Raw genomic sequence first — 22,238 nt, 5'->3', positions numbered from 1 at the left:
AGGACTTAACCTCATTCCAGTGTATGAATGGCCAGTATTAAACTTCGCATATCTTGCTGGATGGAACGAATGGTCGCCTGTAGTTCATTGTGCATATTGGCTAGATCATGTAGTTCCTCGGCTGAAAAAGTTCCACCATCCTTAAAATAAAGCTGCTGCAGGGGACTATCCGGTTCATCATCCAAACCATATTGCAACCAACGCTGCCGCATTGTTTCAATCAAAGAAAAATTTTCAGCGTTGCTAAATTTTTTCTCGGACAGAATTCCCCAAACTGAGCTTGGGTAGATCTGCTGCTTATTATTTTGATACCAAATACTTTCAAGCATATTTCGCTGCAGCTGCATCTTGATCCTTTTACCTTTGGGGTTTAGTGTCATAAATCCCAATACGGCGGTGCCGACCCCGCCAGCGATACTCAACCCATTGTTGAGACCATCATTTTTGACCGTGGTTGCAGTCACGGCTGTAACGGCTCCCAGTAGTATAGAAGCCACAGTCAGACGGGTCTGCGTTTTCGCATTCAGTTCGTCTATATAACCTGCGAGCTTATCGATACGCTCACCATTACAATCCAACTCTGCTGCGATGGCATTCAGCTCTGTCTCAAACAGCATGTACCTTTCAATCATCTTTTGCTTGGCCGCCAATTTCAGCGTAGCATTATTCGCAGTCCCCAAATACTGGATGATAGGTTCTGCCAGATTGAGATATCTGATCAGCACAAAATCATGGTAAGAAAAGATTTTCCTTAACTGAATACTGTCCGAGGCAGTGATTTCCTGTATTGGAATTGATCTATAGGCCACATTTGGCGCGCAGTAATTTGTTGTCAACGTATGTACCTGAACATTGTTGATCAAGGTCGAACAGGCTGTCAACAGCAATACGGACAAAAAGAGAAAGGATCTAAGCGTTAGAAGAATTATTTTCATTACCTGAGGTTATACCTTATTTTTTACAACAATAACCTTTTCATAATGTTTTTGATCGCCCTAATTTTACTTTAGAAGCGTATCACTCCATATTTTTTAATATATTTAAAATGAAAACAGGAAATCCATTGTAGACAGATACAATGAAGGTGCACAATATACGAGCCTAGCAACATCAAAAGACCACTTATGAAGAAGACCACTTTTCGGAACCTATTTGTCGTACTATCTTTTATTGCTATTCTATTGCCCATTTATCCTTCCATCCGGTCGTATTTCAGCAAAACCTGTATCACCGAAAAATATGGCGTTCATTACAATGAACAGCGTAAGAAACTGGGCCTGTATCCCATTCCCGATAGCTGGGGCAGAAGAAATCTCGATTCTTCCATCATCTGGTATAATCCCATCGGCAATTTAGGACATCGTTGGAAAAATGTTTATTTTAAAGGCTGCAATATCAAGGAAGAACTGGATCTTTTCGCTTTCGGGTACGATGCCGAAAAGAGGCAATATACCAAGGTCCTGAAAGTGATGACTCGCTATAATATACAAGCGAAAGTGGTGGATATCCGCTATAAATTGCAGACCATATCATCCACCAGGCTTGTCGGAAAGGCGGAGGCTGACTCATTAATCAGCACTTTAACGCCAAATGACTCCAAGTGATCCTTCTTACCGTTTTTCATCTACTCACTGTTTTTATTTCCAGATACGAAGTCTTTCAAATTCGCCATAGCCCAACTGGTTGTTACCGGCAATCTGGTAAAGGCCAACGCGCAGTCTTTTGCCGTTCAGATCGGGACGTAGAAACGGTGTTCCAGGCAGATCTTTCCAATCCACACCATCTATCGAGCAACGCAAAAAGAAATAACTACCGACCTTTTGGACCTGAAGGTAAGGCGAAAAATTAAGGCCCGTTCCTGTATTCTCTTCCTGAAAAATCTGTGGACCGATGCTCCGCGAAAGGTTGCCCAGGTTCCATCCCGTCAAAATACAATTGCTGATGTAGGCATCCTTACGATCCATGCTTTGAATCATGACACCAGCTTCACTTGATGTACGTACTTTACGGCCCAGGCCTACCACATCACTTACCTTAACCTCTAGCGTGAAATCGCCCTCCAGCTCTTTAAAAACAAACGGGGCTAGAAGATCTGCATCGCCCCATTTGGTATTTTTGGACTGGATTTTCCAGGTTCCAGCCAGGCAGGAAAGCGCTGTCTGTGTGCTATCGATTCTTTCACTGTATTGATAACCATCCCAGAAAGGAATTTTCTGATCCTTGGCTGAATAGCTATCATCCTGTGCTGGCTGCACCAATTTCGGCTTTTGCGCCGAAATCGCTTCCACTACCGGCTCACTGACATGGCCAAAGGCATCCTTCGCAAGAACTTCGATAGATTTTCCGGGTCCGGATGATTTAAAAAGGTGGTAAGACTGCTGCTTCCAGCCTGAGCTCTCACCATCAGAACGGAATAAATACCACATTCCTGGCTTTTTCTCTACCTGTGCAAATACCTGATCGGCATTGATCAGGTGCGGCGGAGAAAGCACCTGCGGAACATACCCGTCCAGTCCCTTGGCCAGGCCCGCTTTCCACTGACTGAACTTTGCGTCTACTTCATCCGATGTTACGGTACCAGCATAGGCGCGAAAGAAATGAAATGGATAAGCCAGTTCGAGGGTATTCTTACTTACCTGCAGCAGTTTGTCAGAAAACACGCGCTTTTCAATCTTCCCATTGCGATAAAAGCTCTTCTTTCCTTTATCATTGACAAGCACAGCATGCTGCCAGATACCATCGTCATACCAATCAAAATAAAGCGTATACCGCTGCTGCTGAAGAATCTCCCTTAGCGCCGCACTTTCAAAAGCTTTACCTTTCAGTGCCAGTCTATTTCCCCTTACCATGACCATCGCATCGTCAACCGTCACTAAAGTATCCTTTGCTGTTCCATGGTTCCGCAAGGTACTGAGCTTTCCGGGCTTTAAATCGTCAGTTTGCAGCGCAAAGAAATTCGATTTAGGCACTTCATTGGCCAACCTAACCACTTCCTCCTCATCCAAGCTCGTATTATATACCTGCAAACTGGATACATAGCCCGAAAAATGCTGGTCCAGTACATCCGAAGCTCCCAAGACAAAAACATCCCCGGGCTTGACAAACAGCATCCTATTTTCCCTGCGCTGCAGCTTTCCGTCCACATAAACAGACTCCTGATAGCCGTCAAAGGAAAATACAATATGATGCCACACATTTGAGTCCGGAACCGATGCATATCCCAAATCAGGCCAGGAGCCATGCGTGATGGCCCCACGTCCGGCATCAGTACCATAACCAAAAATCGCTTTACTGAGATCCTGCTGGCCCGACGACCAGGCAACCAGCTGTTCAAATCGGTCTATGTCCGGATTATTGACCCATAGTCCTATACTATAGGAGCCATTTGCAGCCAACGACTGTGGCACGGCGAATGTCGATCGCAGCACAGTCCCACCATCAAAGAAGAATGCCTTTTTACCCTGATAATTTTTAACAGCCAGAGCCTGTTCCGTGCTGAATATGCCCCCGAGTAGCCCTTTATTCTGGATACTTTTTACGTATTGTCCTTCCTGGTAATTGGCCGCATCGATATGGATCAAATTACCCACTGCGAATTCCTGCACAGGCATCTTTTGTGCTGCGGACCATAGCGTCTGTTGTGGAAGCTTTTGTGCATACACCTTCATGCTCCAAACGCCACAAGGAAGTCCATTCAATTGGCTGTTCAATACATTTAGCCTAACATATCTCGTCCTAGCTTTGCCATGTTCTACAATAGGACTCGCCCAGCGGTCGTTATCCGAGCGATCCACAAAATTTTCCCAGACGATACCATCCATAGAGGTTTCGAGTCGGTATCGATAGGCATACGTCGGGTATTCAAACTGAATAGATATGGTCTGTATATCCATTGTTTTACCTAAGTCGATAGCTACCCAGGCGGGTCCCTGATTATTTTTGGCCCGCCATAGCGTTCCATTGTTGTTGTCTACTAAAAAAGAAGGCCTAAAGTCGGTATTGTACCAGGAAGAGGCCGTCACGGTTTTACCAAAAGCCAAATCGACTGGCTCTGCTACTGCTGGAAACAAATCCGGTACACCAACATGTGTGGGCCGCACCGGCTCAATATCGCCGTCAGGCGTAAAGAATAGCTCGTCCATGGCAACCTGACGATGGAAGCCACCCCCAGCGTGTGGATTGTTGTGCCTGTGATAGACAATGAAATAACGATTATCCTGTTCAAGAATACTATGATGTCCTGGACCGTGTATACTGCCATCCTCGTTTGTAATCAATATTGGATTGGTCGATGGGTATTCAAAAGGCCCCATGGGACCGGTTTTACTTTTAACGTACTGAACACGATACGTACCATCTTCGCAATGCCCCGAGGAGTACATCAGGTAATAGATGCCCTTACGCTTAAACATATAAGGAGCCTCAAAAAAGTCCTTTGCCACCGTATTGGGTATCAATGTTGTCTTTTCGAACGTTTTCATATCCCTGTTGAGTATCCCCACCCCACATCCATGATCGGGGTAGATTCCCCAGGTTCCCCAAAATAGATAAATGCGGCCATCATCATCCCGAAAGGTTTGCCCGTCCAGGGTAATTACACCTGGAATCATATAATTAGGGATCATCGATTTGCCTTCGGCTACCAAAGGTTCCCAAGGTCCCGTTGGGCTGTCGGCCACTGCCCCAAAAATTTCTACAGGCTGACTATAATAGAGGTAATATCGCCCGTCGTATCCTTGCGTCATATCAGGCGCCCAGTACCAATGTGTATTGGGCCAGTTCATGGGTTGAATGGTCCAGTTCTTCAGATCCTTGGAGCTCCACACCTGCGAAGGGCCTGCGCCCCAACCGTTCCCATCCGTAGTCGCATAGATATAATACGTATCGGCAATTTTCTTGATGCTCGGGTCCGCAAAATATCCGGGCAGCAGTGGATTCAATACATTAGGCTGTTGGTACGGTTTCAATGGCTGAGCCACCAGCCCTGTTAACGACATAACCATTGCTGCCAAAATAGCGAAAGAAAAATGATGTTTCATGATAACACAGAGTTTACAGTACATAAGAGTTTACAGGTACATAAGAAACGATATTGCCATTTAACAGACTTTACAACAAATAAAATCTACAATAAATGTCTATTTAACATTAAATTTATAACTTCAGTCATCGCATTACAAATTTTGAGGGCTAACTGGTTAAAAATGGGCTATTGAAGGTTAAAATCTACCCATAAATACAGGGTACAATCCTTCATCTTTGTAAGAGCATTGACCTTAGCTGTCTTATAATGAGTATTAAAATATCTAAAATGAATCTTAAAAAATGCTATTGGATCCTATTTGCGCTCGTATGCACACAGTTGCCAAGCAGCGTATATAGCCAGCAGGACGAACACCCCGTATGGAAAGCAGTCAAAGCGCAGCAAGCCACCTTAGGCGTAGAAGAGGGCGCCAAAAGCTTTACCCTCAAAAACCTCAACGTAGCCATTCTCAATGCGTCGCAGACGCTATCTTCTTTTCGTCCCAACGGAAGCGAAAAAGACTTTGACTATACACCTGTCGAACTCCTTCACAAAAGAGACCGTAATCAATTTTTTCATTTCGGTGATATCACGATCAGTTTGCGTCGTCAGGGCGACAGCTCCTGGAGCGCCTATTCATCGGCTACAGCGCGTAAGCACGTAAAGGCGCTAAGTCCTACAAAAAACAACCTGGCCAGCGCGGATATTAGTCCTACGCTCAACAACATCCCCTTAAAGATCATCCGCAACTGGCAAGATGACCATGGCGACCTGATCCTTAGCTTTGAGATTTCAAATCCAACTGATTATACCATCGAAATTGGCGCGCTGGGCATTCCCCTTCCATTCAATAACAACATGGACTGGAAAAATCTCGATCAGGCGCATGCACAGAATGTGTTTTTCGATCCCTATATCGGCCAAGATGCGGGTTATCTACAGGTCAACCGTCTACATGGCAATGGACCGAGTCTATTAGTATTGCCCTATAAAAATGCAGGCTTTGAAGCCTACAATCCGCTCAATACCGACCCGACTCCCCGAAGTATTACCTTTGAGGGATTTCATGAATGGCTGATCCACAGTAAGGCCCATGCTGAGACTGACTGGAAAGGCGTAGAACAATGGAATACACCGACTTCTACCCTCTTGAAGCCACAGGAATCAAAGACCTTTGCCTTAAAATTCGTTCTCGCACCAAGTATCCGACAAATTGAATCGGAGTTACTGAAAAATAATAGGCCTGTTGCTGTTGGGCTTCCCGGATATGTTGTCCCCATGGACAATCCCGCCAAACTTTTTGTTAAGCATAGCAAAGCGGTCAAAAATGTCAGTGTTTATCCTGATGGTGCTTTGACCCTGACAAAAAAAGGAAATACAGCACAGCACTGGACGGAATACGAAGTGAAAGGCAATCGTTGGGGACGTGCGCGGCTTACCATCAACTACCAGGATGGCATTACACAGGCGATACACTATAAGGTAATCAAATCTGAAAAAGAAGTCGTCCAAGATCTGGGCCATTTCCTCACTACCAAGCAGTGGTATGAAAATGATAAAGATCTTTTTGACCGATCACCATCTGTTATATCCTACGACTATGAAGAACAGCAGCCCATCACCCAAAATAAGAGTGCCTGGTTTGCGGGTCTAAGCGATGAAGCCGGTGCCGCAAGCTGGCTTGCCGCCCTGATGAAACAGGTACTACAGCCCAATCAGCAGGAAATAGCCAAATTGAAACGTTTTGTCAATGAGACGCTATATGGCCATATCCAGCATAAAGAAGGCGACAAGAAATATGGCGTTGTCAAAAGCCTCTTTTATTATGAACCCGACTCGATGCCCGCAGGAACCTACCGCTCGGACATCAACTGGAAGACCTGGGCTGCTTGGCCTAAAAAAGAAGCCGACGACATTGGGCGGTCCTACAATTACCCACACGTGGCGGCAGCACACTGGGTGATGTACAGGCTTGCCCGCAACTACAACAATCTGGTCAACGAGGAAACCTGGGACAAGTACCTCGAACGGGCGTACCAGACCAGTATCGCCATGGTCGAAAAAGCGCCTTATTACGCGCAGTTCGGTCAAATGGAAGGCAGTATTTTCCTTATCGTCCTCAATGACCTCCGAAAGGAAGGATTAACCACCATGGCCGATAAGCTTGAAGCTGCCATGCGCAAACGAGCAGAGCATTGGAAAACCCTCAATTATCCATTCGGAAGCGAGATGCCCTGGGACTCTACCGGTCAGGAAGAGGTATACCTCTGGTCACGCTTTTTTGGTTTCGATGAAAAGGCTCAAGTCACCCTAAATGCCATCATCGCCTACATGCCAACCGTTCCGCACTGGGGTTACAATGGCAGTGCGCGCCGTTACTGGGATTTTGTCTATGGCGGCAAGCTCTCCCGTATCGAGCGGCAGCTGCATCATTATGGTTCGGCCCTCAATGCCATTCCCGTCCTGACTGCCTACCGCGACCATCCGGACGACTTCTACCTACTCCGTATCGGACATGCCGGCATGATGGGTGCATTGGCCAATGTCACCCAAGACGGCTTTGGCCCGGGAGCATTCCACTCTTACCCGTCCACACTGGCCAATGACGGTATCTCGGGTGATTATGGAACCGGTTTTTATGGCTATGCCGTCAATTCGGGAACCTATATTGTCGACCATCCCGAATTTGGCTGGCTGGCTTTCAGTGGTAATCTAAAAACCGAAAAACAGCTGGTCAAGGTTGCCCTGACTACAGCTTCCAAAGGGCGTGTCTTTCTGGCAAAAGAAAATCTTTGGCTGACCACCGACGCCGGAGAAATTGCCGAATTACAGTACGATCAAAAAGACCGAAGCGTCACCCTAATCTTCAATACGGATGGAAACCAATATAGCACGAATATGCTGCTCAATGTAAATCCAGAAAGCCATTATGAAGTGGAAGGAATAAACAAAGATGCGATGAATCGCTATGTAATACCCCTATCAACAAAAACGGTAAAATTGAAAAAGCTGAAGTAGCAAAAAATCCAGGCAACGATCGACTCAAACATGGGCTATATCTACGCTAGCATTCACGCTAGAAACAAAAGCGATCGTAAGACTCCAAAAAATCGGGCTTCCATTTAGATGGAAGCCCGATTCTTAATAACTCACTTTACCAGCATATTTCCTGATACCTTTCCTAATGTCTTCTCCATTCGAAAAATCCTGCGCTAACTCAATAGCTTTTGCTGAAAAGCGAAACGGATCAAATCTGCCGTATTTTTACTTTTTGTCTTATCCATCAAGTTCTGGCGATGCCCTTCAACGGTTCGTTTGCTTAGAAAAATTTTATCCGCAATCTCCATTGCCGTGAAACCCTGTGCAATGAGCTCCAGCACAGCAAACTCCCGATCGGAAATCTCATACTGTGCCAGGCGCGAACCTACATCGACCGTAGCACTGCTCTCAACGTTATAATCTTCCATAAAGCGCAAACCGAAATTGGTCATCAGATACTTGTGACCTTGCGCCAAGCGCAATAAGCCAAACAAGATCTCATCATAATCGCCACCCTTGGACAGATAGCCGTCCGCTCCGCTCCGAAAAGCTTCGGCAACGTCAGCTGGTTTCTCTATCATAGACAGTATGGCAAACTTAACATCCGGATAGATTTTTTTGGCCATACGGATAAAACTTATGCCATCCATCCCAAGCATATTCACATCAGTTAAAACCAGATCCGGCAATGTATTTTGTTCGAGGTAGATCAGTGCATCCTCCGCACTATCTACTTCAGCTACCACCGTAAGCTTGTCGTGGGTATCAATTATCAAGCGTATCCCATTGCGTACAAGCCGGTGGTCATCAACTAAAAGAATTTTAGTCATTTTTCCTCCAATCCTACTAAGATACTTTATTTTTTTTAATAAGTTAATTTTTTAATACTATCCAGTTAAAAAAAAAGTAGTCCATTCTACTTGACCTTGCGCCATATTTTTTCGTTTCCCACCTGATCATAGTTGGGTGCTAGCGCAGAGAAGCGCAGCGTCTCTTGACTGCCTAAGGCAAGGTAACCAAATGTCTCGAGGCTTTCATCAAAGAGCGATAATACCCTGCCCTGCAGCTCTGTGTCAAAATAGATCAGCACATTGCGACATAGAATCAGCTGAAAAGCATTAAAAGAAGCATCATTCACCAGATTATGCGAAGCGAATACAATTCGTTCCCGCAATGCGGGATTGAGTTTCACCCAGTTATAATTCGCGGTATAGTACGATGAAAAATCAGCTTTACCACCTGAAAGCTGATAATTTTCAACATAGGATTTTAGATTTGCCATCGGGATAACAGCCTTCTTTGCCTGCTCGAGCACTGAGGGATTGATATCGGTGCCGTAGATCAGCGATTTATGCAGCAGATTATGTTCCTGCAATAGAATGGCCAGTGAATACGCTTCTTCACCTGTTGCACAGCCAGCTATCCATATACGGATAAAGGCGTAGGTGCGCAATTTGGGTAGGATTTCCTGGCGAAGATGTGCAAAAAAGCTAGGGTCACGAAACATTTCGGTCACATTGACCGTCATCTTTTCGACAAATCGCTGCAGGTATTCCGGATCGTGGACAACACGGTAACGCAGTTCGGCAAAACTCGCAAAATTATCCAGCAGGCAAAGTTGGTTGATTCGCCGCGATAAGGAGGCTTTCGTATAATGGGTGAAATCGTAACCATAGAGACGCTCCACATCCTCCATCAGCATCATCACCTGCTCTTGGCTGACAATTTTTTTTCCCGTAATCATCCTTTTATTTCCCCTATTAGCTGTACCAGAAGTTCAATGTCTATCGGTTTCGAAATGTAGCCATTCGCCCCTGCAGCCAGACATTTTTCACGGTCGCCGGTCATGGCTTGTGCCGTCACCGCAATGATGGGCAATTCACAGGCATTCTTTGTTTTCCGAATCAGCTGAGTGGCTTCATAACCGTCAATCTCGGGCATCATCATATCCATGAGGACAAGGCCTATGCCGGCATGATCCCGTAACTGAGCAAGTCCCTCTTCAGCAGACAGGCAGCCTATCGCTTGAAAACCTCTTGACTTCAGGGCCAATTTCAATGCAAATATATTGTTCTGATCATCGTCAATAATCAATATGATTTTGTTCTTATCCATGCAGTTTTAGTATCCCCCTATTGTCTATATTTAACACCTTACTAATAATCAATCCATCCATCATCCTTATATACCTATTATCCATACATCCATACGCGAAGTAGGGACAAAAGCTGATCAATATCCACCGGTTTGGATATATAATCAGACGCTCCTGCGGCAATACATTTTTCCCTATCCCCCATCATTGATTTGGCTGTAACAGCAATAATGGGCATGTTTTCGTAGCGCTGATCTTGTCGGATCGAAGCTATCGTTTCGTAACCATCCATTTCGGGCATCATCATATCCATCAGGATCACCGCTACATCCGGATTATCTTCCAGCTGTTTCAGCGCATCTTTTCCATCTGTTGCCGGGACCACGGTCATCTGATATTTTTCGAGCGCCTTAGTGAGCGAGAAGATATTTCGGATGTCGTCATCCGCTACAAGCACCTTTTTACCCTGCAGAACATCCCGCAAAAAGCCAAGTCTACCCGGAGATTTGGTAGAAGGACCATTATTTTCCTCTACGAGATGTAAAAATAAGCCCACTTCGTCCAAAATACGCTGATAGGAATTAGCCGTTTTGACAATGATAGAATCCGCATACCGTTTTAATTTCATTTCCTCTACCTGCGAAAGGTTCTTACCGGTAAATACAATAATCGGCAGATTTTCAAGACCCTGATTTCGTTTTACAGCTTCCAATGTCTCGTAGCCAACACGGTCTGGAACCCCCATATCAAGTATCACACAGTCGGCAGTGTCTGAGCTCAGCGCCACAATGCTATCATCTACATTGCTCTTGATCTCCGAGGCAATGTCAAAACTTCCGAGGAAGAGCGACAGCGCTGCCGCATGTTTGGGATTTTCTTCAACAATAAGTACTTTTTTGGGATGCCGCGTGAGGGCATCTTCTATTTTACGGAACATATCACCCATCTGCTCCAATGCCATTGGTTTATTGATAAAGTCTATGGCGCCCTGCAGCAGACTTTCTCTCTTAACCTTTAAAGAAGACATAATATGCACCGGTATATGTCGAGTCTTGGGGTTTTCCTTGATCTCAGCCATTACCTGCCAGCCATCTTTGAGCGGAAGCTGAATATCCAGCAGAACAGCTAACGGCATATAACGGGCCACCATCTCAGCCGCGATATCACCACGGACGACCACGATACCCTTGTAGTTTTGCTGGCGCGTATATTTCAGCAGAATCTTTGCGAATTCAATATCATCCTCAACAATCAAAATAAAGCGGTCGCCTGCGACGATACTATCGCGATCATCAGGAATATCGGCTGGAATAGGTATCTCCAGTGTCTTTTCGGCAGGTAAGTTCACTGTTTCCGAAGTCTGCACTCCATCTGTAGATGCTCCTTCAGCGAAGTCTAGCTCTATCGGCAACAATTGCACCGTGCCGAAAGCAGCTGGCGCGGCATCCGAAGTCTTCGCTGGAAGGATCAGCCGGAATACACTGCCTTTGTTTTCTTCGCTATCCAGCAAGATTTCGCCTCCGAGCAGACGCGCCAGTTCCCGACTGATGGAGAGCCCCAGTCCAGTACCGCCAAATTTGCGGCGTGTAGAACCGTCTGCTTGTTGGAATGCTTCAAATATCAGATGCTGCTTGTCTTTCGGTATCCCGATTCCGGTATCGCGCACTTCAAATACGATACGGTTTCTCTGCGACTGTTCGCGGTCAATATGCAAGGTAACCTTACCCGAAGCTGTAAATTTGATGGCATTCGACAATAGGTTACGTAAAATCTGATCGAGGCGCTGCTTGTCTGTTTCGAGCTTCAGCGGCATTCCCTCCGCAACGCTCATTTCTAATCCGAGTTGCTTGTCGGCGGCGATTGGTGCGAACATCGCCGTCAGCCCGTTCACTATATCGGCAAAAAATACAGGCTGTACATCCAGATCCATTTTTCCAGATTCTATTTTGGAAAGATCTAGAATCTCGTCTATCAAGGTCAGCAGGCTCTTTCCCGAACTCTGGATCACAGCTGCCGATTCCATCTGTTCTTCATTCAGGTTGCCATCCGAATTTTCGGCCATCAAGCGTGAAAGTAATAGAATTGAGTTGAGCGGAGTACGCAGTTCATGCGACATATTGGCCAAAAATTCAGACTTATAGCGCGTACTCTGTTCAAGCTCCGCCGCCTTTTTCTGTATTTCCTGATTGCGTTCGGCAATCTCCACATTTTTATCCTCCAGCAATTTGGACCGCTCTTCCAATTCCCGGTTAGACTGCACCAATTCTTCCTGCTGTACGCGGAGTTCCTCTTCCGAAGCCTGCAGCTTATGGGTATGCATCTCGAGGCTCGAATTGAGCGATTCCAGTTCGGTATGCTGTGCCTGCAATTCTTCGGTCTGTGCCTGGGTTTCTTCCAATAAATTCTGTACCACCAGTCTGGCTTGGGCCGCCGCAAGTGTCGTACCCACCTTTTGCACAGCATCCCTAAAAAATGCCAGCTGAATGCTCGAAAAAGGTTGTAGTGAGCCCAACTCCAGTACACCGATACAGTCGTTACCATCAAAAACAGGCAGTATAAAAAGGTTGTTCACCAGTACCTTCCCAGCAGCAAAGCTGATGACATAATGGGTATCTTCGAGGTTTTCGAATAATTTTTCTTTCTTGTCTTTGAAGACCTGGCCGACCATACCCTCACCTGGGGCGAAGCGTTTACGTTCGGGATTTTCAAGTCCATAGGATCCCCTTAAGACAAGCTCACCCTGTTCCATCAGGTAGATGGCGCCGTTGACACAGTTGCCATATTTTGTTAGATGGCTCAGCGTGACAGCCGTGAGCTCTTCCTGCTGTTTATTACCCATCAACAGGTTGCCCAATTGGGTTAGTCCAGCTTGATGCCAGTTGTTATTATTGAGTTCTTCAAAAGATGTTTTGAGCGAACGCGCCATTTCATTGAGGGATCCCGTCAGGCTGCCCAGATCGTCCTGTTCGCCATCCTGTATCTGCATATCATAATGTCCGGCCGCTATCTCCCGAGCGATGCGCTGGGTAATGCTCAGCCGCCGCTGGATCTCTTCATCTTTACGTTTCAGGTCATTCTGCAGCTGCTCCCGCTGAAAGAAATCCGCTCGCAGGCGGAAGTAAAAGAAGAGGGTAATCAATAAGGACACAGCAGCGGCCAACAAAACAAAGATGGAGGTATAGCCCGAAGAGCGGCTCAGTTCTTCCGAACGCTTATTGAGCAAAAGTTCTTCACGATCGATAATTTTGCTGATCAGCAAACGGCAACTGTCCATATAGGTTTTGCCCTCCTCAAGCTGCGATACGGAGACCATTCCACCACGCTTTTTGATATTGACCAGGTTTTCAAGTTTTGCCAGTCGGGATTGTACCAGTGTGGATAGCGTATCGATTATCTGCTGCTGTTCGGGATTGTCGGACGTAAGGTCGTGCGCACGGCTCAGCGATTGGGGCAGCGACTGAAGGCCGGTTTTGTAAGGATCCAGAAATTTTTCCATACCTGTAAGCAGGAAGCCGCGCTGGCCAGTTTCGGCATTCTGCAGATCCTGCAGAATTTTGTTGACGCGGCTCATGACACGCCGGCTGTGGTCGACCATCGCACTATTATGGCTCTGCTTACGAATACTAATATAAGAAGCCGTTGAGCTCGCTAACAGGATCAACAAGGATATTCCGAAACCTATCTGCAGATTTCTTAAAATAGTTTTAGGCATGCTTTTTCATCAATTGAGTTAAGACTATGCCAACCAATGGTCTAGATGGCGGCCAAATATAGCAATAGGGCGTCTAAATTAAATCCTGCGCCGCCGGCCCTCAACCATCTTACCGTATTTTAACAAAAAGTTGCGTATTTATCCGCTCTCCGCAATCTTGCCGGCAATGATAGCCGATGTCGCAGCACAAAAATCAAGGCCTGAATAATCCGGATTGTAGCCCCCCATATAAGGTACGGCCATCATAAAAAGACGTTGGCTAGCTATACCACTGTGATCCACCAAGCGGAAGCTGTCATCTATCTTTACACCGGGTACCTGCAAAAAAATAGCGCCATCCGGTGCCACAAACATGTGGTCATTGCCTGCCAGCATTTGTTCCTTGGCCTGTTCCACGGAGCGAAACCGTAAGTAGGCTGGGCTGACATGGCCATTGTCGACCAAACTCTTGAATGGAAATTCTTCAAAGTTCAACGGTCGCTGTCCCACACAATCCACAAATGTCTTATAATGCGATTTTATTTCGATCCCTGATTCATCGGTATAAAAATAATTGGCGCCGCGATCGCTCGCTGGTTCAACCCGGCTTTCGTTGCCTACATTGACTACTTCCAGGCGGCCGGCATCGTACAGCGCAAGCAACTCACGACTGGAACTCTGCGGCACAAAAGCGATGACAATAGAAATCAGCGGCATGAGTACTTTTTTTAAACGCAGCATATCTTCGGCAGACATGTACTTGGCGGGATAATTTAAGGTGAAACTCAAGGCAGAAAGCACTTCCTTCCAATAGATGGATTGGCGCCTTTTAATAGATTTCAGCGCTTGTTCGTGCTCCTGGCGAAATCCCTCGAAGGCATCTTTCTGTTCCCTTAAATGGAGTACTGCCTCTACAAAGTCTTCCAGGCTGAGCTTTTCCACGATCGCATAAAAGTCGGGATCTCTTTCCTTGAACTGCGCTTTAAAATTGCGCTCAAACAGAAAATCCAGCGAGACGAAACCCTCATTCTCTAGCCTGTTAAGCATCAGCTCCTCTTCGGAGATCACCAGGTTATTGGCCAGGAAAGGTTCTTCCTGATGGAAGCGGATCGCAGGAAGCAGTCCACTACGGGTATGCATCAATACCTTAAAATTTTCGCTTCCCGGGTCGATCTCATACCTTAGCTCTCCTGTTTCCAAGGCTTCAAAAGAACCATTGTGGCGAGCCAGCGTACGGATAGCGTCGATTGCGGTGAGCGAAGCACCGCGTATCCCGACGGCGTGATTGGTTTTTAAGGCCAACTTGGACGGTGGATAGGGCGATTCGAAATAATGTTCAACATTGCCCTCATACTTGGTTGGCCACTTATGTCCGGTGCAGATGACTACCTTGTCTACGATATAGGTATCGGTGCTGCCCACCGTGATTTTAACCTGCGCCTGGCCTTCGAGGTCAATAATATCAGTAACCTGGCTAGCGAGGTGAACCTGTGTTTCAATGCCCTGTTCATCCGCCATCCGCTTCAATAACATAAACTGCTCCGACAGGTAGCGGCCCAGAAGCAACCGTGGAACCACCTTGTAGCGATTAAAATCGTCCACATCGATTCCATAAGTACGGAGCGTAGCCTCCGATAGGGATTGAACATAATCCTCAATCGTCGTGACCAGTGCCGGGATTTCATGATCCGATACATTCGTCAAGTGCTCCGGTGTGGCACCTTCGTAGCTATAAGGCATTCCTGCCCCCAATTGTTTTCGGGATTCGAAAATAGATACCTTGAGACCGGCGATATTCTTTTCGATCAATCTTTTGTACATAAACAGGCCACTGGGTCCACCCCCGATAATGGCTACATGAATGTTTTGTTGCATAGTTTTCGTTGCCTGCCTAATGGACAGTATTCGGTTTTAAGAACAAGGGCAAATTGCAGAAAGTTTTAGACAGATTTATTCCCGTGCAATAAAAAATGGGATAAATACGGGCTACGATTTAAATACCTGAATATCGGATTCTGCAAACGATCATGCAATGCCTGCTGTTTTTCGAATAAACAAAAATGATAACAAATAACAATATTATGGAAAACAACATCAACAATCCGGAGATCATCAACGACATTATCAAAATCAACAACGACCGCATCGAGGGTTATAAAAAAGCAATTGATCTGGCAACCAGCCACGGCTTGGATAGACTAGTCCCAACATTTCAAAAATTTATCGGACAGTCGGAAGAATTTATTGCCGAATTGACACCTTATGTTGAACTTGAAGGCAAAGAACCGACAGATAGCACCATGCTGAGCGGTAAGCTTTTCCGAGCCTGGATGGGAATAAAAGTAAATATCACGGGAGATGACGAAAGAAGTCTGCTTGAAACCTGTGAGCAGGGTGAAGATGCATTCAAATCGACCTATCAAACCGCTTTGGCTGATGGTTCGGAAGAGCTTTCGCAAAATGTGCACAGTTTGATCAACACGCAGCTCAGCAAGCAGCTTGAAGCGCACAATATCATTAAGATGCTGCGTGACAGCAAAACCATCTAACTTTAAATTGTAATTTTCTTTTTCACAAAAAATACCGAAGGATAAATCCCTTCGGTATTTTTTTGAAGTTATATTTTCAGATTGACTTTTTCACCCGCCGGTAGTTCAAGCTCGAGCAATTTCCCCGCATACTTCACCCGACATTTCTGTTTCTTTTTGGCTTTTGCTGCAGCGCTTACCAATTGGCCATTTGTCCATTTCAGATCAATTTCGATCGCTCCCCTGGCTACCAGGCCCTTTATCTCGCCATCTTTCCAACTGGCCGGAAGCGCCGGAAGCAGCTCAATAAAATCTTCATGGCTTTGCAGGAGCATTTCCGCAATCCCGGCAATCACGCCAAAGTTGCCCTCGATCTGAAATGGAGGGCATGCATCAAACATATTGTAATAAGTACCGCCACCGCCGTCATATTTGGTATCCATATCCGATGTAGGACGCAGTTGTTTATTGAGCAATTTCAATGCCCGATCGCCCTGCTGCAATCGTGCCCAAAGCGCAATCTTCCAGGCGTAGGTCCACCCCACCCCATCATCTCCCCGTCTTTCCAACGACTGCTGCACAGCTTTTGCCAATGCGGGCGTACGATCCAACGTGATTTCATTACCCGGGTATAGCGCAAACAGATGGGACAGATGACGATGAGCAGGTTCTACCTCTTCAAACTCTTCGGCCCATTCCATCAGGCGCCCATCGCTACCAATTTTCGGACGGGCCAGCTTGTCTTTTGCGGCCTGCAAGCCCTTTAAGAAATCGTCTTCTTTTACGCCTAGTATTTCCGACGCAGCCAGGGTGTGCTCAAATAGATTGAAAATAACCTGCTGGTCATGCGATGGCCCCATACTGATCTGCGCAATAGAGCCATCGGGCGCTTTAAAGGAATTTTCTGGCGAAGGTGAAGGCCCCGAAACCAACAGTCCTGTTTTAGGATCCGTTGTCAGCCAATCCTGGTAAAAAGTCGAAGCCTCTTTTAGAATCGGATAAGCCTTTCTCAAAAAGTCTTTATCCTGTGTAAAAGCATAATGCTCCCAGATATGTTGGGCAATCCAGGCTCCCGCACCGATATGCATCCCCCAACTTGCACTTTCCCCCGGAGAAGTGTAGCCCCAAACATTCGTTATCGGATGCAGTGCCCATCCCCGCATCCCATATTGTATCTGGGCTGTTTTACTTCCTGGAGCCACAAGCGATGCGATCAGGTCCATCAAAGGAAGATGTGATTCGGATAGATTGGCCACCTCCGCAGGCCAATAGTTCATTTGTACATTGATATCGGTATGATAGTCGCCATTCCATGGTGTCTGTATCTTATTGGCCCAGATTCCCTGCAAATTGGCAGGAAGGCCACCTGCTCTCGAGGAAGAAAGTAAGAGGTATCTTCCGTACTGAAAATACAGCGGATATAAGGCCTGTTCATTTCCGCTACGCAGATTATTGGCCATCAACACATTGGTAGGCATATTATTGGTACTATTTCCCAGCTGAAAACTCACCCGTCCCATAAACGAAGAAAAGTCTTTGATATGGCGATCCCGGAGCGTCTGGTACGATTTGCCCGTAGCTGCTTTCCGTATTTCGAGATGTTCTTTTTGATAATTGGCATTAATATAGTCTGGATAATGCTGTTTATAATTTGTTTTTGCAGTTACGATAAGCGTCAACGCATTGGCACCTGTAACCTGAATACCGGTTTTGGTCTGGCTACTGATTTTCCCGCCCTCCAGGACCGGTGTCACCTCAGCTTCATACTGCATACCATTTCCACCCCGGCCATTATCGAGCACGCCAAACATACGCAGTCCGTGCTTTGCTGTAACTTCGGTCGCAAACCTTTCCGGCCGATCCAAACTGAAGAACACATTGATCGCCCCGGCTTTGTCTGCCGTGAGCCGGATAATGATCGCCTGGTCGGGATGACTAGCGAAAACTTCCCGTGTAAACTTGACGCCATTTTGGACAAAAGAACTGGAAGCAATTCCTTTCATCAGATCCAGTTCACGGCGATAATTCTGATAAGCGGCATCCGTGCCGAAGTCAAGCCGTAAATCGCCCAAGGTCTGGAAGCAGCCAAAGGGAACATTGGCACCATTACCACTCCCCGATCCTTTTCCCTTTGTAATCTGCGTTTTATTGGTCAGTTCGGTTGCTTCTTTATAGTTGCCCTGAAACAGCAATTCACGAATCTTTTGCAGGGACTGTGAAGCCGCAGGATTGTCACCTGCGTCGAAGCTTCCACTCCATAACGTCATTTCGTTCAGCTGAATCCGCTCGTGGTTGACATCGCCAAAAACCATAGCCCCAAGGTTTCCATTACCAATGGGTAAGGCTTTCAACCACTCGGGATCACTCTCCCAGCCGTTTTTGGAATCTACGGCTAAGGCATTTGCAGGTTGTTCAAACCAGATACAGTTTTCTTTCTTGGTTCCAGTCTGCGCAACAGTAATTTCCACCGACAGGAGAAAACAGAGCGCAAGACCAGTACATATACGGTTTAGCATTGATGTGTTCAATTTCATTGAGGTTTACGATTCGATTTAGGGATGCAATGCCAACTGTTCGCAATAGAAAAGCACTGAATCCTCGCCATATCATCAAAAATAAGGATAGCTATTGGCAAACACATACACTTTATTGCTCTTTTTAGATACCCTATTAACACATTGTGTTCCTTCCGTATAAAAAAGTTCAGGATTCTGTGGGGATGTTAAACTTTTGCTCTTATGCGGCTCAATGTAGATTGCGTTATCCCCAAATACGAGGCGACGATACCCAATGGTGTGCGTTTTAAAATCTCAGGATAACGTTCAACAAGATTTCTATACCGGTCCACCGCGGGCAACATCCGCAGCTCATTGGCTTTCTCTTCACTTTTGATATAATAACGTTCGGTCAATACCCTACCGATAAAATTAAATTCGGGGAATTTATGGTAAAGCTCATACAGTTTCTCGTAGCTCAGAACCAATAGACGGCAGGGCTCCAGTGTTTCGATGGCTTCGAAGCTCGGTTTTTGACTAAAAAAGCTATAGACCGCAATAGCAAGCTCCCCTTCATACAGCAGCCAAGAGCTGATCTTATTACCGGCGGGATCAATATAATAAGAATGTACACCGCCCTGGAGAATGAAGTAGATCTGCTTTTGCACCTGTCCGATATCAATCAGGCGAACCCCAGCTTTCACATCGATCACATAGCTATGCGTTTCGATCAGCTGTTTTAAATCGTTCGACAGCGGATGAATGCTTTCAAACAGCTTTACAATAAGATCTGTGGCCGATTGGCTATATCTATTGGTCTTTTTTTGCATACAATGAATTTATCACAATAATGGCGCGCCAACAATATCCTAAATATACACGATAAGCATGCTATATTTTTTGCTTTTTGGCAAAAAATACTTTCGACAAATTGCCAAACTTTGGTTATGAAAGGTAAGCGATAAATCCGCTGTGCTTTTGGCGCTGGCGGTATTATTTAACTGTCAGCAGACATTTCATCTATAGGAACTGGGATGAAATCAAAAAAAAACAGGTCTACGCCACGCGCCCTGAACAGTAGGTGGCAAAAATTTTAACGATATGAAATACATCAAATACAGTTTGATCGCCATCCGGCGAACTGGAAAAAAGTAATATTTTACATGATTTTAAGCGTTTAATACATGCCTTTTAACCGTTAAAAAACGTTTTTTGAGTGATTACTTTCAATCGATTATGAAGATTGGTATACGTTCCCATTTATTTCATTAAAAATGTTAAGAATCTATGCGGCCAATTTACGCGAAAGCACTATCAAATTCAGGAAACAGGATTTTTGAAATCCGACACGAAAATTGTCCCAAACTTCTTTCCGAGTACCATTTTCACCGTGAATGTCAGCTTACGTACATCATTAAGGGTAAAGGCCAAAGCTGCATAGGAGATCAGCTGGAAGACTATGAAAGCGATGAGCTGATTTTTATTGGTCCTGGTTTGCCACACGTCTGGCACAACTCGCCTACAGAAACCGACCAGGAGCAAAATGTACAATTCATCACCTTGTATTTCGACCCGGAAGCTCTGCTGTCATTTTGTTCCTTATTATTTGAAACAAGCCAGCTAAAAGATTTTCTTGAGCGATCGAGACAGGGAATGCTGTTTTATGGAGAAGCAAAAAATCAACTCAAAAAAATACTGCACAAGATGCTCGCTATTTCTGAAGTACAAAAAACAGCCTATCTCTTCGAGTCTTTAGGGATTCTGTTGGATACTCAGGAATACAGTAAACTATCCGATAAGCCCTATATTGATGGCCTGGCGGGCAAGGATGGAGAAATTATCTTCAGTATTTACACGTATGTTTTTGAAAATTTCAGTGATGACATTTCCCTGGACGAGGCAGCCAAATTGGCCAACTTGACCAAGCCGTCTTTTTGTCGTTTTTTTAAAGCACGTACACGGAAAACATTTTCAAAATTCGTCAATGAAGTCCGAATCAATGAAGCCTGCAGGCTTTTGGTTCAGGAAGAAAACCCAATAACCAATATCGCTTACGCCTGCGGTTTCAAGTCCTTGCCTAACTTCAACAAATTCTTTAAATCGATTAAAGGGATTACTCCGACCGATTATAAAAATAAGCTGCTATCCACTAAAAGCTCATAAATAATAACAAGTTAGTTTATTATTCAGCATCGGTAAACGATGGCACCATAGATTCACTTCGGTGTGGCTTTTTGATTAGCTAAAGACAGCGGTAACTCTCGTCTCTATTTGCTATTTGCTCTCAGTATAAAATCTATAATCGGGCTAGGGTCTACCAGACAATGCGGATGATGTCCGACCTCGGGTTTATGGATGATTTCGATATGACCACCTGCGCGACGAATCTCCTCCGCAAATGGCATGGTGTTTTCGGCGATAGGCACGACATCGTCCTTATCGCCGACAACATGGAGCAATGGTATTTTGAAACCGGCGATGATTTTTGCTTTATCAATAGGTGCCTCCGTAAATGCCCAAGCCTCCGTTTCGGTCAATCCGTAGTCTTTCTTAAAAGTCTCCCAATCCGGTTTGCTTCCTTTTCCTGTTGTTCTGCCACCGGGCCAACTTTTAAAATCCAGCACGGGAGCATCGGCATAGATGGCATTTACCCGATCAGGATAACGCAGGCACCAGTTGTAGATATAAACACCGCCCCTGCTCATTCCCTCCATAGCCGATTTCTTATTGAGCCCACCTTCCTGTAATTTTCGGTAAAACCCATCCCAGATTTTTAGCGCTTCCTCATTGCCAAAAAGTTCGGCGACATCACAATATACCACATGGTAACCGTGCTCAAGTAGACCAATATCTACCTGCGGTTCATGTCCCCAAAAGCGGGCGCGCCATATCCAGGGATGCCCTACCGCTATTACTTTTGGACGGATAATCTTGGCCTCACGCCCCTGAAACAAAAATCTATAGCCCTCGAATCCGTGAAAATCTAAGTTTGAAGCACCCAATTTCATATTTTGGGCCAGGTTAAAATCACTAGCTCCATTTTTCTCCAAAGTGATCCCGTCGGTACTCGATTTGCGCTGTCCCATACTTGGCCCAACGATAGTTGATAATAAGACAAATAAGCCGTATCTTACAGTACGGCTTAGGTAAGGAATTTTATATTTTACTGCTTTTTTCATGCTTGTTTTAGGTTCCTAAAAAGTTCAATACCATTGATATCCTAAATTTAATCAAAATTGAGCGTTATCGGTGAATATCTTACAGGAGCTTTGCTGTTCAAAAATCTGTGGAAATTTATGAACATCGATTTATCCCAAATTTAATTTTAATGAGACAAATGTCGCTCTGAAATGCGCCAATATTTACT

Annotated in this window: 14 protein-coding genes; 4 read left to right on the top strand and 10 right to left on the bottom strand. The window is 45.5% G+C overall.

Annotation, left to right across the window (positions count from 1 at the left end):
• Nucleotides 1–11: 11 nt before the first annotated feature.
• A complete protein-coding gene (locus B3600_RS15370; protein WP_286753564.1) occupies nucleotides 12–935 on the bottom strand; it encodes a hypothetical protein in 924 nt (307 codons plus the stop codon).
• A 189-nt stretch (nucleotides 936–1,124) separates the two neighbouring features.
• Between B3600_RS15370 and B3600_RS15365 the strand changes: the two genes are divergently transcribed.
• Entirely contained in the window at nucleotides 1,125–1,604 is a 480-nt protein-coding gene (locus B3600_RS15365) for a hypothetical protein (RefSeq protein ID WP_286753563.1), read from the top strand.
• Between the two features lie 33 nt (nucleotides 1,605–1,637).
• Here the strand turns inward: B3600_RS15365 and B3600_RS15360 are convergent, their stop codons facing one another.
• Nucleotides 1,638–5,039 (bottom strand): family 43 glycosylhydrolase, encoded by a 3,402-nt coding sequence (locus B3600_RS15360; RefSeq protein WP_286753562.1) that lies wholly within the window; start codon nucleotides 5,037–5,039, stop codon nucleotides 1,638–1,640.
• A 272-nt stretch (nucleotides 5,040–5,311) separates the two neighbouring features.
• Here B3600_RS15360 and B3600_RS15355 point away from each other — a divergent pair, with 272 nt between their 5' ends.
• Complete coding sequence (locus tag B3600_RS15355; RefSeq protein WP_286753561.1) at nucleotides 5,312–8,041, top strand: DUF5695 domain-containing protein; 2,730 nt, start codon at nucleotides 5,312–5,314, stop codon at nucleotides 8,039–8,041.
• Between the two features lie 194 nt (nucleotides 8,042–8,235).
• On the opposite strand, the gene B3600_RS15350 is transcribed toward B3600_RS15355, so the two are convergent.
• The 5 genes from B3600_RS15350 to B3600_RS15330 all read right to left on the bottom strand — a co-directional run bounded on the left by B3600_RS15350 (nucleotide 8,236) and on the right by B3600_RS15330 (nucleotide 15,723).
• Complete coding sequence (locus B3600_RS15350; RefSeq protein WP_286753560.1) at nucleotides 8,236–8,892, bottom strand: response regulator transcription factor; 657 nt, start codon at nucleotides 8,890–8,892, stop codon at nucleotides 8,236–8,238.
• An 86-nt stretch (nucleotides 8,893–8,978) separates the two neighbouring features.
• Nucleotides 8,979–9,806 carry a CheR family methyltransferase gene (locus B3600_RS15345; protein ID WP_286753559.1) on the bottom strand — a complete coding sequence of 276 codons (828 nt, stop codon included), beginning with the start codon at nucleotides 9,804–9,806 and terminating at the stop codon, nucleotides 8,979–8,981.
• Complete coding sequence (locus B3600_RS15340; protein ID WP_159333172.1) at nucleotides 9,803–10,177, bottom strand: response regulator; 375 nt, start codon at nucleotides 10,175–10,177, stop codon at nucleotides 9,803–9,805. The genes B3600_RS15345 and B3600_RS15340 overlap by 4 nt, the downstream gene beginning before the upstream one ends.
• Nucleotides 10,178–10,254: 77 nt before the next feature.
• Nucleotides 10,255–13,869 (bottom strand): response regulator, encoded by a 3,615-nt coding sequence (locus B3600_RS15335; RefSeq protein ID WP_286753558.1) that lies wholly within the window; start codon nucleotides 13,867–13,869, stop codon nucleotides 10,255–10,257.
• 138 nt (nucleotides 13,870–14,007) lie between these two features.
• Nucleotides 14,008–15,723, bottom strand: coding sequence for an FAD/NAD(P)-binding protein (locus tag B3600_RS15330; RefSeq protein ID WP_286753557.1), 1,716 nt, complete (start codon nucleotides 15,721–15,723; stop codon nucleotides 14,008–14,010).
• Between the two features lie 206 nt (nucleotides 15,724–15,929).
• On the opposite strand from B3600_RS15330, the gene B3600_RS15325 reads away from it, so the two are divergent.
• Nucleotides 15,930–16,397, top strand: coding sequence for a PA2169 family four-helix-bundle protein (locus B3600_RS15325; RefSeq protein ID WP_167450487.1), 468 nt, complete (start codon nucleotides 15,930–15,932; stop codon nucleotides 16,395–16,397).
• A gap of 68 nt (nucleotides 16,398–16,465) precedes the next feature.
• Here B3600_RS15325 and B3600_RS15320 read toward each other — a convergent pair whose 3' ends face one another.
• Together B3600_RS15320 and B3600_RS15315 are read right to left on the bottom strand one after the other, a co-directional pair.
• On the bottom strand, nucleotides 16,466–18,892 hold the full coding sequence (locus B3600_RS15320; protein WP_286753556.1) for a glycoside hydrolase family 95 protein: 2,427 nt from the start codon (nucleotides 18,890–18,892) through the stop codon (nucleotides 16,466–16,468).
• A 206-nt stretch (nucleotides 18,893–19,098) separates the two neighbouring features.
• A complete protein-coding gene (locus tag B3600_RS15315) occupies nucleotides 19,099–19,701 on the bottom strand; it encodes a Crp/Fnr family transcriptional regulator (protein WP_286753555.1) in 603 nt (200 codons plus the stop codon).
• 457 nt (nucleotides 19,702–20,158) lie between these two features.
• On the opposite strand from B3600_RS15315, the gene B3600_RS15310 reads away from it, so the two are divergent.
• The gene (locus B3600_RS15310; protein WP_286753554.1) at nucleotides 20,159–21,034 is read left to right on the top strand and encodes an AraC family transcriptional regulator; all 876 of its coding nucleotides are present in this window, start codon (nucleotides 20,159–20,161) and stop codon (nucleotides 21,032–21,034) included.
• Between the two features lie 104 nt (nucleotides 21,035–21,138).
• On the opposite strand, the gene B3600_RS15305 is transcribed toward B3600_RS15310, so the two are convergent.
• On the bottom strand, nucleotides 21,139–22,050 hold the full coding sequence (locus tag B3600_RS15305; RefSeq protein ID WP_286753553.1) for an alpha/beta hydrolase family protein: 912 nt from the start codon (nucleotides 22,048–22,050) through the stop codon (nucleotides 21,139–21,141).
• Nucleotides 22,051–22,238: the final 188 nt, after the last annotated feature.

The organism is Sphingobacterium sp. UBA2480, from assembly GCF_002341965.1.
Classification (GTDB): domain Bacteria; phylum Bacteroidota; class Bacteroidia; order Sphingobacteriales; family Sphingobacteriaceae; genus Sphingobacterium; species Sphingobacterium multivorum.
This window is presented reverse-complemented; position numbering and strand designations above follow the sequence as displayed.